We start from the raw sequence: 17,331 nt of genomic DNA on the forward strand, positions 1-17,331 counted from the left end.
ACCGCCCTATAAAAAAAGTGAAAATGAACCAATACTACTATATTTGACACACAAAACCTTTTTCCTTCCATTCATCCTAAAAATATTTCCACGTTTTCCTAATAAACGACAAAAATCGCTCATCTCTGTAGATGAACGACTTTTTGTTATTATCGTTTATTCACTTTTCGTTCAATTCACGAACCACTGTAAACAAACCCATCCCATTCGAGCACTTAGCCCCGATGCCTACCTGATGAACGATACGAAGCAGTTCCGGATGACCCGTTAATCGAAAATCGCCCATCCACCCTTTGATAATCGTACCTTTGAATAGAACCGTTTTGGGTCTTAGGCTTCGAGAATCCAGCGGTGTTAGCTCTAAGCTTGTTTCCGGAGCCGGATTACCGTAAATGGCCTCGTACTTTTTGCGGGCATTATTGGCTATCAGTTCGGAAAATTTTTCTTCTGCCGGTGAGTAATAGTATGTTTTTTTACGATTATTTTCGATCAAGGTGCTGTACATCGTTACAGGCGTTATCATTCGGATATGCATGGCGGAGCTTATTTTTTCGTCCACCACTTCGATGCCTGCCATGGTTACGCGATTTTGGCCGATATACAGTTCCTTTTTGGCAAACAACGTAGTCGCCAATTCGCTAACCAATCGATCATGAGAGCTCGAAAAAAGAAACGATACCGGCGACGTAAAGACGATCCTGCCGTTTTCGAATTGATGGGCTCCCATTAATTTGGAGAAGCAGAACATGCGAAACTGCCTTTTCTCATATGGAAATCCAATGTTATGGAGCCGATCCCGAAATTCGTCATCCCCAATACAATGATAAATCATACCGTGGAGTAGCTCCTGATGATGAACCGGAACATCTAACTTTTCTTTGAATTGGAATTTGATTCGTATACGCACTAAGCTTGCCTCCTTGAGTTTATACCAAACTTCCTATTCCTCGTAGGTAGGTTTAAAACTACGTGAATATCGAACGATGCCTGGTCCTGAAGGGTAGTTTCAATTCCTCATAGGTACGTTCAAAACAAATAGACATACCACTTCCTGCTGTATCCATTACAATAATTTCAATTCCTCATAGGTACGTTCAAAACTACTTTTATTATACTCATCCCAACCTCGTTCGCATGGTAGTTTCAATTCCTCATAGGTACGTTCAAAACGTTCGACCAGGCGCACCGCCTCGCCCACGACGCTATGCGTTTCAATTCCTCATAGGTACGTTCAAAACTGGGTACTTGTCATTTTTACGGCTTTATTTCTGTACAAGTTTCAATTCCTTATAGGTACGTTCAAAACAGTGAAGGCATACGACAACCTGCTCGCAGAGGCGGAGATGTTTCAATTCCTTATAGGTAAGTTCAAAACACTCGTCTGCCGTCCGCTAAGAGAACATCAGCTTGGGATTTCAATTCCTCATAGGTACGTTCAAAACTGACTGGAGAATATCAAGGCGACATCTCCGATCTGCAGTTTCAATTCCTTATAGGTACGTTCAAAACAGTTTTGGTACATTAAATATATGAAGATTAGTAAAAGTTTCAATTCCTCATAGGTACATTCAAAACAGGAGTACAAGCAACAATATTAGAGCGGCTTTCCAAATCGCGTTTCAATTCCTCATAGGTACGTTCAAAACCTCTTCAAGCCATCTAACCATATCTTGAGCGATTGGAGTTTCAATTCCTCATAGGTACGTTCAAAACAGCTGATGGAATGCCATATGACAATCAGGTTACTGTGTTTCAATTCCTCATAGGTACGTTCAAAACCTTCCCACGCTCCAGACCAGTCGCCTCGCAAGACTTTGTTTCAATTCCTCATAGGTACGTTCAAAACCTGTCTGCTGTCACTAACAACTGTGTCGCCATTGACAAGTTCCAATTCCTCATAGGTACGTTCAAACCCCGTAAAACCGCCGTCGTTACGCCATTCTCGCATACTTGCAAAACAAATCTCACCCACACCAACTACCAAAATCCCTTTTCCCGCGCGACAATCGTTGTCGTCGACCCCCCGGCTTTTTTGCAGCATTGGAGGTCGACGACACAAACGCGCATTTACAATTATATAGCTTTGTCCACCTTTTTCCAACCCAATTCACTTACATTCGCTTGTAGTCGTTCCCACTAAGCAGCCGTTCGTCTCCCGAACCCTCACCTAACCCTATGCTTCAGCAACTGCCACCCAATGCCCCTTCTTCACTTCAACGAAGCTTGAGCGCTCCAAGCCGTACGGGTCCGCCTTCGAGGACTCCTCCCCAGCGGTGAACGTCTTCTGCGATTCCACCTTCGGGTCGGGAACCGGGATCGCGGCCAGCAGCGACTTCGTGTAGGCATGCTGCGGGTTCTCGTACAGCTCCTCACTTTCAGCCAGTTCCACGATCTTGCCCTTGTACATCACCGCCACGCGGTCGCTGATATGCTTAACCATAGACAGATCATGCGCGATAAACAGATAGGTAAGACCCAGTCGCTGCTGCAGCTCCTCCAGGAGCTTGACGATCTGCGACTGGATCGAGACGTCCAGAGCCGACAACGGCTCGTCGCACACGATAAATTCCGGCTCGATGGCAAGGGTACGGGCGATGCCGATCCGCTGGCGTTGACCTCCCGAGAATTCGTGAGGATAACGCATGGCATGTGCCGGGCTTAGCCCAACCATATCGAGCAGCTCTTCGACCCGCTTCTGCCGCTCCTGCTTCCCTCTTGCGATCCCATGCACGTCTAACGCTTCGCCAATGATGTCGACGATGCGAAGACGCGGGTTCAGCGAGGCGTACGGATCTTGGAAAATCATCTGCATGTACCGCCGCATCGTCTTCATTTCACCGCGGTTCAGCCGGTTCAGCGCGATCCCTTTGAACAGCACCTCGCCCCCGGTAGGCTCGTTCAGACGCAGAATTGCCCGCCCCGTCGTCGACTTGCCGCTCCCGGATTCGCCCACGACGCCAAGCGTCTCGCCGGCCCGGATATCGAAGCTGATATCGTTCACTGCCTTGACGATCTGACCCTTCCCGAGATCAAAATATTGCTTCAGCGACCGGACCTCCAGCAGCGGACGATCGTCGGCCGACCTCGCGATGAGCGGCGCGGGCTTCGGCTTCTTCTTCTCGTCCAACCGGGGCAGCGCGTTCAGCAGCCGGACCGTATAAGGATGCTTCGGCGAGTAGAAAATTTCTTCCGTTGTGCCGGTCTCGACGATCTCGCCTTCCTTCATGACGACGACACGGTCGCACATACCGGCAACGACGCCCAGATCGTGCGTGATGAGGATAATCGAGGTGCCGAGCTTTAGCTGGAGCTCCTTCATCTGATGCAGAATCTGCGCCTGTATCGTAACATCCAGCGACGTTGTCGGTTCATCGGCGATCAGTAACGAAGGACGGCAAGCGAGCGCGATGGCAATCATCACCCTCTGACGCATGCCGCCGGAAAATTCATGCGGATATTGCATATAGCGGGCCTCGCTATACGGGATGCCGACCATCCGGAGCATCTCGATCGCTTCCCTGCGCGCCTCCGTTTTGGAGAGCTTCCGATGCTTGATCAAGCTCTCCTCGATCTGCTTGCCAATCCGCATCGTCGGGTTAAGCGAGGACATCGGGTCCTGAAAAATCATTCCGATCTCCCGCCCCCGGATCTGCTCCATTTCCTGTTCGGTTTTATAGGCCAGATTCTGGCCTTGGAATAAAATCTCTCCGCCCTTCACCATAGAGGGTGGCGAAGGCAGCAGACGCATGATCGTGCGCGCCGTGACGCTCTTGCCGCTGCCGGATTCTCCGACGATCCCGAGCGTCTCGCCCTTACGTACCTCGAAGCTTACATTCCGGACGGCTTCGACTTCCCTGTCACGAGAATAAAATGAAACGGATAATTGGTTCACCTGCAGTAGCGTATCCATGAAGTCACCTGCGTTAAATCGTAAATTTTGAAAGACCTGATTTCGTCGTATTAATTGTTGACATTTTTCGAGCGTTATCTTAAAATCTACTATATTAATCGGAATAATGCAAATTTTTTCAACCTAATTTACTTGAAGGGGAGCGCACAAGCTTGACAGGGCAAACGGTCATGACAGGTTCCCGTCTCGTTGACCGAATCGGGAACATCTACTCTAAAATGTTTCTACATCCGGCTTATCGTTTCCTGCTGCTGCTCGCTGGGGCGCCTATAAATGTTTTCGTCGGCATCGTCTACCTATATGGAGGCAAGCGGAAGGCGCATCAGGAACTGCGTCGAAGTCTGGAACGTAAGCTGTTGGAGTCCGGCTACCGGGACCGGATTTTATCGGAAACGAAAGAACAGTTGACCCGAAAGCATCATTTTTTCAACCAACAGGTCGATCAGAAGCAGCTGGAGCATGAAGCGGAGCGCATTACCGCCGAGAAGTTCAAGGAAGCTCTGCAGCGGCAGGTCGAGGCTCAACTGGAGCAGCGCCACGAGACACAGGTCACATTTGCGGAGACGTTCCGGATGCTGATCCATCACCCGGCGTTTCTGGCTGTGACCTTCCTGCCGGGGATTCTGATGTATGCGCTGATCGGGATCTACGGCAACGCATTTCTGAAACACATCGTGGAGCGGCTGATCATGACGGTGTTGGTCATTTTCGGCGTCGCCTTTCTGGTCTTCACCATCCTGTATATATCGCCGATGGACCCGGCCGCCAATATTCTCGGGGAAACCGCAACCGCCGAGCAGATCGCCGCATTCAATAAGCTGTATGGACTGGATCAGCCTTATCTGGTTCAGCTCTGGAATACGCTGCGGGGCATCCTGACTTTCGACCTCGGCAAATCGTTTGCCGGCAACGAGGAAGTGATGACAGCCATTGCCAACAAGTTTCCCGTGACGATGACACTTACTGTCATATCCACCATCGTCGCGGTGCTCATCGCCCTGCCGATCGGCATTATATCGGCGACGCGGCCGAATTCGTTTTTCGATTATACGTTTATGTTCATTGCTTTACTCGGCTTGTCGATCCCGAGCTTCTGGCAAGGCTTGATCTTCATCCTGAACTTTTCGATCAAGCTGCAATGGCTTCCCGCCACCTATAGCCCGGAGAACTCGCTATCGATGATCATGCCGATTATCGTTCTGGGCACGGGGTTAACGGCGGCGGTCGCGCGGATGACCCGCTCTTCCACGCTTGAGGTCATACACGAGGATTACATTACGACCGCCAAAGCCAAGGGGTTGTCCCGCAGGCGCGTCCTGTGGAAACACGCGGTAGGCAACGCGCTGATCCCGATCATTACGATCATCGGACTTCAGTTCGGCGGGATGCTCGGTGGAGCGGCCGTTACCGAGAAGGTATTCAATATTAACGGCATCGGGAGCTACATCGTGGACAAGCAGTTCATCCCGGACATCCCCGCCATTATGGGCGGCGTCGTCTACACCGCAATCGCAATCTCTATCGTCAATGTCGTTATCGATATTCTGTATGCGTTTTTCGATCCAAGAATCCGTTCAAAAATGAAACAATACTAGCAGGTGTCAGCCGTGAAAACAAACCAACTAACCAAACATGAAGCTCACTTCCGGCTGGCCTCTTGCCCGGAATACAGTCAAGCCGGTTTCTCCGGCATCGCTTCTCTCGGAATCGCTTTGGTACTGCTGCTGAACAGCTACGACTGGTCCGGCGCGGTCTGGAAGCCGGCCGTCCTGGCCGCATTCGCCGCCTATCTGGTTTTTGGGCTGCTGCAGTTAGCGGTCAGGTTCCTTATCAAAAGAGACCTGCTTCGCAGCGGCGAGCTGCGGCAGGTCACGCGCCGATTAGGTTATGTGCTGCTGCTCAGCTTGCTGACAGCCAATATCTTCGTCGGGACCGCCGCTTTACAACTGATCAAACGCAAGAAGAGCGTCGCCTACACGTTGGCCTTTTATGCGCTGCTTACGACCTTGTCCGTATTCGCCGTCTCTGCCTTGAACGTATTCAAGCCTTACGTCGCCAATACGTTCCTGCCAGGCATGGCGCTGCTTATCGTGGCAGCCGTGGTCCAACTGGTCGCCTTGCTGCTGGTGGCGCGCTACGCGGAAGACAAGATTTTTCCAAAATCGATGTGGATCGTCGCCATCGCGCTGTTGGCAACCACCGCAACAGGCAATCTGTTCGCCCTGTTCCTCGGCCTCCTGTTGATCGCCAAGCTGCGCGACAAGGAGCATATGTCGGACTCGAAGCTTAACCATGCCGTCGAGCGCCTGTCCAGAAGCTCCGCCTCGATGCTCGGGCTGTTTTTTATCTGCTTCCTGCTTACCATCGCCGTGTGCAGCTACCTGATGTTCGATTATGGAATGGCGATCGACAACAACTATGGGGCGATTTTGCAATCTCCGAGCTTGGCTTACCCGCTCGGCACCGACAATTTCGGACGCGACCTGTTCTCCCGAATCGTATTCGGCGCACGGATCTCGCTGTTCGTCGGCTTCTTATCCACGCTGATCCCCGTCGTGATCGGGGGCTTGCTGGGTGCGATCTCAGGTTATTTCGGCCGGCAGACGGATAACGTGATCATGCGGGCGCTCGACGTTCTGTACGCCATTCCGGGCATCCTGCTCGCGATTGCGATCATCGCAGCATTCGGTGCCAACACGACGAACCTTATTCTCGCGCTGAGCGTCGGAGCGATCCCCGCTTACGCCCGGACGATGAGGGCGAACGTCATGCTCGTCTCAACGCTTGAATACGTGCAGGCGGCACGGGCTTTCGGCTCCAGCGATCTGTTGATTCTGTTCAAGCATATCATTCCCAACTCCATCTCCCCGATGATCGTCAAATCGACGTTGACCATCGGCACCGCAGTCATCTCGACCAGCAGCTTGAGCTTTCTCGGACTCGGCGTCGAGCCGCATATCCCGGAGTGGGGCAATATTCTGAAAGTCGGCAGCGCGTATCTGGAGTCGCATGCGTTTACGGCCATCTACCCGGGTCTGGCGATCATCGCGCTGGTTCTCTCCTTCAACTTCTTGGGAGACGGTGTCCGCGACGCGCTCGATCCGAAGCTAAAGTAAAGCCGCCGTTTCGGGCAGGCAATACATGCGGAATCCTCATCCATGCTCTATCTCCTTTTCAGGTGCTTGAATCCTGCAGGGACGATAACTGAATGTGTGTGAGTTCATATTTCATAACTTTATTTCATCAGGAGGGACTTGCATTGAAGAAAAAGAGGAAATTGCTCATTCCGGCGATTCTCGGCGTATCGCTTATGCTGAGCGGGTGCACGTTAACAACCAAGGACGAACAGGCGCATTCCAAACCATCGGGCGACGGCAACCGATTCGACATCGAGTTGCTCGCTCTGAGCTCCGGAGAGACGGACGCCAACATCGTCCGCGATCAACTGACCAAGAACGGCTTCAACGTCAAGCTGAACCTTCAGCCGGACTTTGGCTCGTACAAGGCACAGCAGGACGCAGGCAACTTCGACATCGTTCTGTCGGGCTGGACCACCGTAACCGGCAACCCCGATTACGCCGTACGCTCGCTGTTCAAAACGGGCGGCGACTACAGCATCATGGCCGACAAGGAAATCGACGAGCTGATTGAAAAAGCTTCGACGCAGACGCAAGGGCAGTATACGGATACGTACAAGCAGCTTGAGCAGAAGCTCGTATTCGACAAGGCCTATATCGCGCCTCTGTTTACATCCATCAAATCGCAAGCTTTTAATCAGGAGGTTCTCAAGAAGGATGCCGTACGGCTGTCGAAATCCCGCTCCCTTCCATGGGAAGAGCTCGATTTCAATGATGCCGGAAAGCGCGCGAAAGAACCGATTATCCTGCAATCGCCGATACCGACCTTGACGTCGCTCGACCCGATCAAAGGAAACGACGGCTCGATCAACATCATCAACACCAATATGTACGTGCGTTTGCTCAACCTGACAGATGACGACAAACTGACCGCCGAAGGCTCCCTGTCGTATAACTTCGCCATCGCCGAAGGCAATACCGACTATTATTTCATCCTGCGGGACGATATCAACTTCGCTCAAATCAAGGATAAGCTGGCCGTCGATACGGGTGAGCGCGTAGGCGCAGACGACGTGATCTTCTCCCTACAGCGCGCGAAGGACAAAAACTCGGTGCCGAACCATCGAACGTACACTTTACATGAACACATCAAGAACGTAGAGCTCGTGACCGACCCGGCTGTTCTGGATTCGATCAAGCAAACCGGCAGCTCCGAAACGGTGAAAAGCGGTCTGGAGAAAGGCCTTGGCGCCAAAATCTCCGCTCTGGTCCCGGATAAGAAACAAGCCAACAGCAAAGAAGGCAAATACCAGGTCGTGAAGCTGACAACGATCAATCCGTTCCCGCAAGTGCTGAACTATCTGGCTCACCAATCGGCCGGTATCGTGTCCAAGAAGCAAGTCGAGAGCATCAACAAGTATGACGTTGCCAAATTCGACGTGAACAAAGACATCCCGTACGGCGATCAGAACACGGTAACCGAAGGCGCTAAATACAACAACACCCTGTTCACGAGCGGTCCGTACATCCTGTCCTACAAGAACGATTACGAAGCGATCTTCCAGAAAAACCCGGCTTATATGGCGGGCACGAAGCACGAACCGAAGGTGAACACCATCAAAACCCGCTTTATCAAAGACGCCGACAGCTCGCTGTCCGCGCTGCGCAGCGGCGAGATTCACCTGTTCTACAGCGTGCCGGAGACGAAGTTCGACATCGTCAAAAACGACAGCAAGCTTTCGTTGCAGACAACCCCAAGCAACGCCGTCTCGTACCTGCTGTTCAATACGAAAAACCGCGAAGTGGCGAAAAGCGCCGATCTGAGAAAAGCGGTGCTTTACTCGATCAATCAAGATGAGTTCCTCGCTTACTACAAAAACAATAAATTCAAAGCCGTATCGACGCTTAGCCCGATCGTCCAAACCGGCCTTGAGCTCAAAGCCGATGCCGGCAAAGCCAAAGAGTTCCTGAACGCTTATAAAGCTGGCAAAAAATAAGGAATTCAGCGATAATGAAAAGAGACTGCCTCAAACGGGCGGTCTCTTTCTTCACAAAGCCAACGCCTATAAAATAAGGAGCGATCATCCGTGTCTTCTTCTGATAAAAGTAAAGCCAAGCTGCCGCAATGGGACGCCCTCATGCTGGAATCGTTAAAAGCCTACGGTTGGTCCAAGGAGGAGCTACTCCGCCGCATCCATGCAGGCGAGCTGCCTCAGGACGAGAGCGAGTTCCAGTTCGACTACAAGCTATTGACCGCCACGGCCGCTAGCGATCCGGCTGTCTTCGAAGAGGCCGTCTTCAACGGTTACCAGATCAAGTACAGCACACTGCGGGGCATTTCCAGTTGGATTCTGCTCGCCTTGGGCGAGGAACCCGAGCTCAGCCTGGAGCCCGGACAAGAGTCGGTCTCCGCCCAACTGAGTGTAGAAGAGCGTGACCGGCTGGCTTCGACGGTGTCGTACGGCTGGGTCATCCACGGCGAGCACCAAGGACCGGCCGGTGAGAAGTCGGCCTACCGCATCGAGCCGCTGCATCGGTTGTAACGAAATGCGCACGACGGGTTTCGCCCCCCTGTATATCCGGCTGAACTGCCTTGAACAATGAAAATGGACAAAAAGCTGCGGTCAAGGTTGCAGAAGAAGCGACGAGCATTTGCAATCCGGACCGCAAGCTGTAGTAGTAACATTAGCGACAAGGGGGGAATTTGGCTTGTATATCATCGAAGCTCATCCTCTTGTTAATAAATCATTAACCTTTACCCTCCAAATCATATGATGAGCGGTTTCTCCCCAATAATCCTTTAACAGATAATCTGGTTCTCCATATTTCTTCTTCCAGATTTTTTGTGCATTAGTATATCCGCTATCTAAACAGAATTCTTCTATTCCTTCACTCTTTAAGGTCAAGTACATTTCAACAAGTAGTTGATTACCAATTCCCTGCCTCTGATAGTCCGGATGCACGAAAACTGTACCCACTTCATTTACATCTTTTAATGCATGTTCTGTACAATGATTTATAAGCTCACTTGATGGACCGTATTCTATTGATCCAATTATTTTTTCTCCATCTAAAGCAATTAGAAAATATCTGTCTTTTCCGTCGCTTTCCAGATCTCTATGTAGATAGTTTTCCTTAGCTTTTATTTCAACCTCTAAATCATTCAACATATCCCCTATGCCTTCTTTAATATACGTGTCAGTTATTACAATTCTAAAAAACTCATTTAACTCTTTTATATCCTCTATTGTTGGTCTTCTTATCACAACAAGCCCCTCCGCTCTCTATAACCCCCTGGATGTTTACTTCAGTTTTTTATTCGACAACACCTACAATTTCCCTTTTTTTCAAGAAAAAATTACTGGAATAGTTTGGTTATAGCCGTTTTCTACCGCTCAAAAATGGTACAATTTAATGCGTATTATGAAATCGAGCCTTTATAGGGAGTGCTAGTATGCTTAGTTTTAAGAACACGACAATGGAAGTTTCAATTAGTGGGATTGATACAGCTGTTCTATCGGTAGGGGCTACGGAACAGTTTGGACCGTACTTGCCAATGCATTTAGATACGCTTATCGCAGAGCTATACGCGGATGCTTATGGGAGAGAATTAAATGCTTACGTGTTGCCTACAATCCCGTTTAATACCTCTGAAGAACATGCCAATTTCAAGGGGACAGTTACGGTAAGCCCCAATATTTTAACAGCTATGTTGGAAGAGATTATTTGCAACCTAATAAGACAAGGGTTTAGGAAGTTTTTGGTTTGTACTGGACATGGCGGATCATATTGGGAGGGAGCTTTCGTCAAGCATATTAATTACAAGTACCCTCAGATTATTTTGATTTCCGCAAATCATAATAATCATCTTGCATGGGAAGAAGCAATTGAAGCGGCAGGTTTAACAGGCTTAAACGAAATGCATGGTGGTTTATTGTCCGTTTGTACAGCTATGTGGCTTTGTCCTGAATTGGTTAAACCCAATTCAATGGGTTCAGACATACCTTCAGAAAACCGTCTTTATGCAGATTACTTAGGGTGGGATAAGCTAACTCAGGATGGGTGTTGGGGAAAGTTTGAAGAAGGGATTTATTCACATGAAGAACTGGCTGAAAAAGGTAAGACTTTTTGGAACACATTTATTCAAAAAAGAACCGAAGGTTTAAAACAAATCCTCGAAGAGGGATACCGTCGAAAAACACAAGGATGATTCAACTAGCGGGACATGAACCGTCAAAAAGTATAAGGCAACTACGAATTCGAAGCATGTGCTTCCGTTTCATAACAACGTGTTAAACCAGGAGTTCATAGCCAGCAAACCTGATGAGAAGTAGGTTACAGACATCACCTATGTGTTTACTTCGGACTTAAAATCTTTTTATTGTCCCATAAAGTCTTCAGCCGCTTCTCTAACTTCTTCATTTGTTGAATTGACCCCTTGCTCAATTCCCCAATTTAATAGTATTGGAGCTGCTTCTGAAATAAGTTCCAACAATCTACGATACTCCCAATCGTCTTCAAAACAAATGGTCGTTCTAGCTACTTCAGGAAGATGCTTTAGCAACCATTTCGAAGGAATTGTTTTGATTTTATTTCTTGCTAATTCAATTAGAGGCCAATTTTGAGGATGACAAGCATACCCAACAAAAAAAGCAAGAATTTCTGTTCCAATGCTTTCGGGAAAACTTTCAATGTCGTCTATTCTATCATATGCGTTTGGTAATATTTGATTAAGTTCATTTCGAAATCTCAATTCTTGTGGCGAAATTATATCGTCATTCACTTATTTTTCACCTCCATATATCCATGTTGTTAAGACTTTCTTAACCTAATCACCACAATATTCCCTGAGTTAACAAAACAAGATGCATGATATAACCCATCATAAATATTCTCTACTCGGTAATCACCTACAAAAATATTATCAGCCGCCTTTTCATCATAAGCATGCCGGACAAGTATTATTGTAAGTTGTTCAATGGAATTTCTTTCTATAAGTTCCTTAATATTTTGACCAAACTGTTGGATTGGTTGAGGTATCTCATCAAATTCAAACCATTCATCAAATTCACCTATAAATTCTTGATTTATAAGTTCGACCGTATGTCTATTTAGAAATTCATTCAGATGGGACATCCTTCTTTCAGAAATCTCTCTTTCTTGAAGCACCTTAAAATCATTACTTTTTTCAAACAATGGTAGTAGGAATGATAAAACATCTCCGCACTCATTCGCTTCGAACGTCAGAAATTGAGTACAATCAAAAAGAACATCAGCCATTACTTCACCTCTAAAGGAGGGATGACCTAAAGATTGCCATCCCAAAATAATATTATGGGTATAAACCTGCTCAGTTTGCTGGTACAAATAATATTCTACAGAAAGGGCGATCTTTTTTCTACCCTGTTCTCCCGAGTGGATTTCTTGATTGATACAAAGTTGAAATGTGACATTGGCTGTGCTACAATACTAGCAATTAATCTAGGGGAGATGATGAGAATAATGTAATATTTCTTGCTTATTTTACGAATGATAAAACAAAAACTGTTTTATTCTTTGTTAAGCAAGAAAGTTACTTATTCTCTTCACTCAAATAAAATAACAATATCTAATCTATTCATTGGGTTAGATTTTCGTATTTTGTTTATTTGAGCTACAAGAAAGGTAACTTTCTTGTAGCTCTTTATTATTTTAGGAGGTTGAAATAAATGTTTGAAGTTGTAAATGTTCATGTGAACCGTTCATTGTCCGTTAGTACGGTTCACGATCAAACTAAACGGATGCCGGAGCATTATCCATCTATAGATAGATGCACGTAGCGACTGGAACTGCAAGCATCGTGGGTTTTATTTTAGTTGGTTAATGTAGATGTTAGGCACCCTTTATTGGTGCTTAAGGCATTTTCTCCGGCTCAAGAGGAGAAAAAACATGAAATCAACTTCGAAATACGAAATGATTCAACACATATTGACAGCATTGAAACAACCTGCATATCGGTTTCAACAAATTGCGGATGCGATCTTCAAGCAAAGAATTGGTGAATATGACAGAATGACCATACTCCCCAAGGGTATAAGAAACGAATTAATTAAGAACCTTGGCGAACACGTTTTGAACTTAACCCCTGTCATGCAAAAGACATCCAGGCAAGTGAATAAAGTGCTTTTTTCCATTGAGGGCGGTGAACGCATAGAAGCAGTTCAACTAAGCTATCAGCGCGGCTGGAAATCATACTGCATTTCCAGCCAGTGCGGATGCGGATATGGTTGTAGCTTCTGTGCTACAGGTACAATCGGACTGAAACGAAATCTGACCGCTGATGAAATTACCGATCAGCTGTTATACTTTCATTTAAATGGTCAAGCCTTGGATAGTGTTTCGTTTATGGGTATGGGAGAGGCGCTAGCCAATCCTAATCTCTTCGACACGCTTATGATTCTAACAGATCCACGAACCTTTGGCTTGGGGCATCGAAGAATTACAGTTTCCACCATCGGAATTTTGCCGGGTATCGATCGTCTGACAAAGGAATTTCCACAGGTTAACCTGACCTTTTCACTACACTCTCCGTTCGACGAACAGCGGAGCGAGCTAATGCCCATTAACAATCGGTTTCCGCTTAATGATGTGTTGAACAAGTTGGATCAGCATATTCGTGATACAGGTAGAAAAGTCTATATTGCGTATATATTACTTCGAGGAGAAAACGATTCAAACGAGCATGCAGAAGCCATTGCTGTTTTGTTAAAGCACAGAGGTCCTTGGGAACATTTATATCACGTCAATTTGATCCCCTACAATTCAACCGATGTGACGCCTGAAAGCTATCATCAATCGGACAAAGATCGGGTTCAAACGTTTGTCAGTATCTTAAAATCAAAGGGAATCCAAGTCACTGTGCGAACTCAATTCGGAACGGACATTGATGCAGCATGCGGTCAGCTATACGGAGACAACAAGTAAAACATTCCCGCAATAAAAGATCAACCTAAACATTGGGGAGAATTATCCGGTTTTCGTGAAAAGATTGATAGGCGAAATAGTGAAATAGTACAAGTATTCACTTCAAGGGTCATTCGTGGCAATTCGCTTCTTTTGGCTCATTCGGAAAGCAAAGATCAATATCAATGTTACGGGAACGAATAACCAGTACTCGGTACGATTCCAGCATAAACATGCGCCAAATCATGTTTCGTTTGTGCCCATCCTCTTCCTCAAAGGGGCCGAATACTAAGGATGCCAGCCCGTTCAAGGCCAGTATGTTCATCTTCTCGTCAGAGATGTAAGCTGGACAAAGTGACATTTGATCCAACATATATCTTAATGGAGTTGATGTAATCGAGTTTTCATCACTTACTATTTCTTTCATACGGCGAGGGTTTGAAAGGAAAAACAGATGATCTTGTTCATCTTGGTTAAGGCGCAGCACTCGGGCAAGGCTCTCAAGCACCTGATCGGAGACATTAATGTCTCTGCCTTGTTCAAGAAAAGTGTACCAGGGAAGCGAAATGCCGGCTAACGCCGCCACCTCTTCGCGCCGCAGCCCCTTCGTTTTTCGCCGAGTCATACCGAAGTGTTGCAAGCCCACCGTTTCCGGTGACAGACGCACCCTGCGCGATCGTAAAAATCGTCCGAGTTCCAGCCTGCGTTGGTCTTCGCTCATGAAATTCCCCCTATGATTAGATGTCTTATCGACAAGCACGCTTTCACAATTCATATGAAGTCGGATGCATTGGTGTGTGGCGGCATGCCGTCAACCATTGTAGCCACTCGAGCAGTCATTTCGATTCGAAGTCTAACTCCTGAACGTAAATGCGCACCTAATGAGTACGAATGTTTACCGATCTGCTGCATAATATTCTCGGTTCCATGTGTCTGCTCCATTGACAGAGATATTACAAAAGAATGGATTATCGCGAAAAAAGTCCTTCTATCAACCTTTATAGGAGCATCTTTGTTTAGTGGTCTCGCTGTCAATAATGCCCATGCTCATCCCGCGGGCGATTTAGATGATATTTTTAAAAACGGAAAAATATTAAAAATTATCGAAATATTTCACTGATATGTGTCGTTATTAGTATTGAAACTGGAAAAAAGGTTAATTACCCCGTTTCCGTTTAAGAGGTTACATACACTATGCTTATTCCGATCAGACAGGTTACCATTATCTTGGTAAGAGCGATATGAAATTTGCCCCATCCCCAAAAGTACTCTCAAACGGGCTTGCTGATGGGCCAAAAATTCTAAAGGGAGGAAAATAATGTATTTATTTGGATTAATGCTTTGTTTTGTTGGACTACTCTTCATAGCTTTAGCAGGTTTGGAAAAGATCCTTATCTTTGTCGCTGTAAGCGATCGCACAACTAAACTTGATTTCGTTATAGGACTAACACCTCCATATTTATGGGACATTACAAACTTCACTTTTTTTGCTGGAATTATATTTGTTACAGTTGGAATATGTTTAGTGTCAATAAAGAAAAAAAAATAGATGGTCTTTATCAATTCACAATCTTCGGGGCGAAACCGCAACAAAGCTCTTTCGAAATTTTGGTTAAGTATCCATCTCTTTTACTTCACCTGTTCCAAGTTTTATAAATAAAACCTCCAACGCTTCCCATGGAAAAGGATGCTCATAAACCAATATACTGATTTTTAAAGATTTATTTCCTATTAACTCTATATTCCATAAAAACCAAGCCCTATTCTCTGGTTCGAACCAGTAGAGCCAATCACTAAGTGTCCAGTCGTCACTATCAGTGGAGTCAGAAAAAGAATTTACAAATTCTTTCGGTAAAATGGAACTCCATTCATCTAAGCTAGGCCATATTGTAAGGCTATTCTCATTAATTAATCGAAATATATTTCTTGATGTATCTAAAACATTCTTTACACTACTTTCATCACAGTCAGCAATATAATCAACAATAAATCCTTCATCTTGTTTAGTAACAGAAAAAGATGATAATATTCTATCCTTTTCATCCTCTAATTTCCTTTTTATTGTTTCTGATAATGTCATAATATTTTCCCCGTTCCTTGTATAATATTCTCTATATAATTCATCCCGGCGCAAGCTGCCGGGATGGTCGCGGATATCCGACACCGCAACACAGCGAGCCGCGACCGAATTAAAGTAAAGAGTCCCTGACCAGTCAAATTACTGGCCGGGACTCTTATTTTTTTATCAGCCGCCCCATCCAATATGGTCGGAAGTCGTAATATTTGTTCGTTGTGGCGATTCCCAACCAATATGGTCAAAGGTTGTAACAGATATACCACTTAACAATACCAACCCCATCACAAAAGATAGTAGTTTTTTCAAAAGTCAAACACTCCTTCTACGATATGTTTGTAATTCCATTTTTGCTGCTCTGTAGCATAATCGCTATGTTCTCGATACAAAGAAACACTCTTCTCGAAACCAGAATAATACTTCATTTTATGGGCTAAGTATAAAGCATATAACAATTCCTCGATGCCGAGGATCAACCGGTTTTTTTTGAAGCTATACACAGCTTTCTCGTACCAAAAGTGAAATAATTGCGTTCCGTTTATGTAGGTAACATCGGAGTTTACAGGCGGGAGCTTCTCACGGAATTTCTCAAAAAGTTCATCAACAGAGAAGTTGAAGCGATTCGCAGACTCAATCGCTGCTAACATCCCTTGCAAAATTATATCTGGATTCCCTTCTAAATATTCCATAAATTCCGGGATAACACTTTTGTTCCCAGTATTCAATTCGAGGATGAGCCCGTTTCCCTTACCCCATATCCGGAATTTATCAACCTCCTTTTTGCCAATATCGTCAAGACCTTGAAACCATGAAAGATTGGAATACTCTGCAACGTACTTCTTCGCTTCTTCGTATCGCTCTTGCATACTCAAAATAAATCCCTTGATCCTTAGCCCATGACCATAATATACCACTAAATGCCTTTCCGTTTGTAGTTTTTTAACATTTTTTTCATTAATTAAATTGTGATATCAGGCCTGTTGATTAACCAAATTATGTAATCTAAACAACCCTCTGGGGGTTATGTGTCTGCACAATATATTGAATCTTTATAAGCCATTCAGCAGGCAGCAGATGAAGAGCGAATAAACGTGTAAATCGGACAAAGGAGAGTTCCACATGCCGAGATATGGATGCAGAAACGGAGTCAAACAGCCATTTCAGCAGAACGTACACCATCAATGCTGCAAATAACTGACCATAAACGGCGTTCTCTGTTGTCCCAAACAACGTAGGAATGTTTAAATGCTGCTTAATCCAACGAAAAAATACCTCGATCTGCCAACGAGCTTTATACATCTGCGCGATTTGCTCGGCAGTGACCTGCA

The 17,331-nt window shown here is 46.1% G+C and carries 17 protein-coding genes; 7 read left to right on the top strand and 10 right to left on the bottom strand.

Translation table 11 applies throughout. From position 1 onward, the window contains the following. Positions 1 to 160: 160 nt before the first annotated feature. Both cas6 and BLO51_RS12305 read right to left on the bottom strand, forming a co-directional pair. Positions 161 to 907 carry a CRISPR-associated endoribonuclease Cas6 gene (cas6, locus tag BLO51_RS12300; protein WP_090671793.1) on the bottom strand — a complete coding sequence of 249 codons (747 nt, stop codon included), beginning with the start codon at positions 905 to 907 and terminating at the stop codon, positions 161 to 163. A 1,266-nt stretch (positions 908 to 2,173) separates the two neighbouring features. Continuing rightward, positions 2,174 to 3,910, bottom strand: coding sequence for an ABC transporter ATP-binding protein (locus tag BLO51_RS12305; protein WP_090671797.1), 1,737 nt, complete (start codon positions 3,908 to 3,910; stop codon positions 2,174 to 2,176). 152 nt (positions 3,911 to 4,062) lie between these two features. Here BLO51_RS12305 and BLO51_RS12310 point away from each other — a divergent pair, with 152 nt between their 5' ends. From BLO51_RS12310 to BLO51_RS12325, 4 genes are all read left to right on the top strand, one after another. Continuing rightward, positions 4,063 to 5,505, top strand: coding sequence for an ABC transporter permease (locus BLO51_RS12310; RefSeq protein ID WP_425415806.1), 1,443 nt, complete (start codon positions 4,063 to 4,065; stop codon positions 5,503 to 5,505). Positions 5,506 to 5,517: 12 nt separating this feature from the next. Then, the gene (locus tag BLO51_RS12315) at positions 5,518 to 7,026 is read left to right on the top strand and encodes an ABC transporter permease (protein WP_090671799.1); all 1,509 of its coding nucleotides are present in this window, start codon (positions 5,518 to 5,520) and stop codon (positions 7,024 to 7,026) included. 194 nt (positions 7,027 to 7,220) lie between these two features. After that, positions 7,221 to 8,984 (top strand): ABC transporter substrate-binding protein, encoded by a 1,764-nt coding sequence (locus BLO51_RS12320; protein ID WP_425415808.1) that lies wholly within the window; start codon positions 7,221 to 7,223, stop codon positions 8,982 to 8,984. 90 nt (positions 8,985 to 9,074) lie between these two features. Beyond that, the gene (locus BLO51_RS12325) at positions 9,075 to 9,530 is read left to right on the top strand and encodes a hypothetical protein (protein ID WP_090671806.1); all 456 of its coding nucleotides are present in this window, start codon (positions 9,075 to 9,077) and stop codon (positions 9,528 to 9,530) included. Positions 9,531 to 9,713: 183 nt separating this feature from the next. Here the strand turns inward: BLO51_RS12325 and BLO51_RS12330 are convergent, their stop codons facing one another. Further along, complete coding sequence (locus BLO51_RS12330; RefSeq protein WP_090671810.1) at positions 9,714 to 10,253, bottom strand: GNAT family N-acetyltransferase; 540 nt, start codon at positions 10,251 to 10,253, stop codon at positions 9,714 to 9,716. 188 nt (positions 10,254 to 10,441) lie between these two features. On the opposite strand from BLO51_RS12330, the gene BLO51_RS12335 reads away from it, so the two are divergent. After that, positions 10,442 to 11,197: a creatininase family protein gene (locus BLO51_RS12335; RefSeq protein WP_090671813.1), complete on the top strand. Its 756-nt coding sequence runs from the start codon at positions 10,442 to 10,444 to the stop codon at positions 11,195 to 11,197. Between the two features lie 168 nt (positions 11,198 to 11,365). Here BLO51_RS12335 and BLO51_RS12340 read toward each other — a convergent pair whose 3' ends face one another. Together BLO51_RS12340 and BLO51_RS12345 are read right to left on the bottom strand one after the other, a co-directional pair. Then, positions 11,366 to 11,770, bottom strand: coding sequence for a hypothetical protein (locus BLO51_RS12340; protein ID WP_090671816.1), 405 nt, complete (start codon positions 11,768 to 11,770; stop codon positions 11,366 to 11,368). A 29-nt stretch (positions 11,771 to 11,799) separates the two neighbouring features. Continuing rightward, complete coding sequence (locus tag BLO51_RS12345) at positions 11,800 to 12,354, bottom strand: hypothetical protein (RefSeq protein WP_217266734.1); 555 nt, start codon at positions 12,352 to 12,354, stop codon at positions 11,800 to 11,802. A 561-nt stretch (positions 12,355 to 12,915) separates the two neighbouring features. Here BLO51_RS12345 and BLO51_RS12350 point away from each other — a divergent pair. Further along, positions 12,916 to 13,950: a Cfr family 23S rRNA (adenine(2503)-C(8))-methyltransferase gene (locus BLO51_RS12350; RefSeq protein ID WP_090671822.1), complete on the top strand. Its 1,035-nt coding sequence runs from the start codon at positions 12,916 to 12,918 to the stop codon at positions 13,948 to 13,950. A gap of 109 nt (positions 13,951 to 14,059) precedes the next feature. Here BLO51_RS12350 and BLO51_RS12355 read toward each other — a convergent pair whose 3' ends face one another. After that, positions 14,060 to 14,650 (bottom strand): helix-turn-helix domain-containing protein, encoded by a 591-nt coding sequence (locus BLO51_RS12355; RefSeq protein ID WP_167670187.1) that lies wholly within the window; start codon positions 14,648 to 14,650, stop codon positions 14,060 to 14,062. A 54-nt stretch (positions 14,651 to 14,704) separates the two neighbouring features. Here BLO51_RS12355 and BLO51_RS29775 point away from each other — a divergent pair, with 54 nt between their 5' ends. Continuing rightward, on the top strand, positions 14,705 to 15,049 hold the full coding sequence (locus tag BLO51_RS29775) for a hypothetical protein (RefSeq protein ID WP_217266735.1): 345 nt from the start codon (positions 14,705 to 14,707) through the stop codon (positions 15,047 to 15,049). Here BLO51_RS29775 and BLO51_RS29780 read toward each other — a convergent pair. The 4 genes from BLO51_RS29780 to BLO51_RS31010 all read right to left on the bottom strand — a co-directional run. Then, entirely contained in the window at positions 15,043 to 15,492 is a 450-nt protein-coding gene (locus BLO51_RS29780; protein ID WP_217266736.1) for a hypothetical protein, read from the bottom strand. The genes BLO51_RS29775 and BLO51_RS29780 overlap by 7 nt on opposite strands. Before the next feature lie 49 nt (positions 15,493 to 15,541). After that, complete coding sequence (locus tag BLO51_RS12365; protein ID WP_090671831.1) at positions 15,542 to 16,009, bottom strand: hypothetical protein; 468 nt, start codon at positions 16,007 to 16,009, stop codon at positions 15,542 to 15,544. A gap of 299 nt (positions 16,010 to 16,308) precedes the next feature. Next, positions 16,309 to 16,875: a hypothetical protein gene (locus BLO51_RS12370; protein WP_174551239.1), complete on the bottom strand. Its 567-nt coding sequence runs from the start codon at positions 16,873 to 16,875 to the stop codon at positions 16,309 to 16,311. A 130-nt stretch (positions 16,876 to 17,005) separates the two neighbouring features. Continuing rightward, positions 17,006 to 17,331: transposase (locus BLO51_RS31010; RefSeq protein ID WP_143006879.1), on the bottom strand; the 326-nt coding region annotated here is incomplete at its 5' end.

Source organism: Paenibacillus tianmuensis (assembly GCF_900100345.1).
Taxonomy (GTDB): domain Bacteria; phylum Bacillota; class Bacilli; order Paenibacillales; family NBRC-103111; genus Paenibacillus_G; species Paenibacillus_G tianmuensis.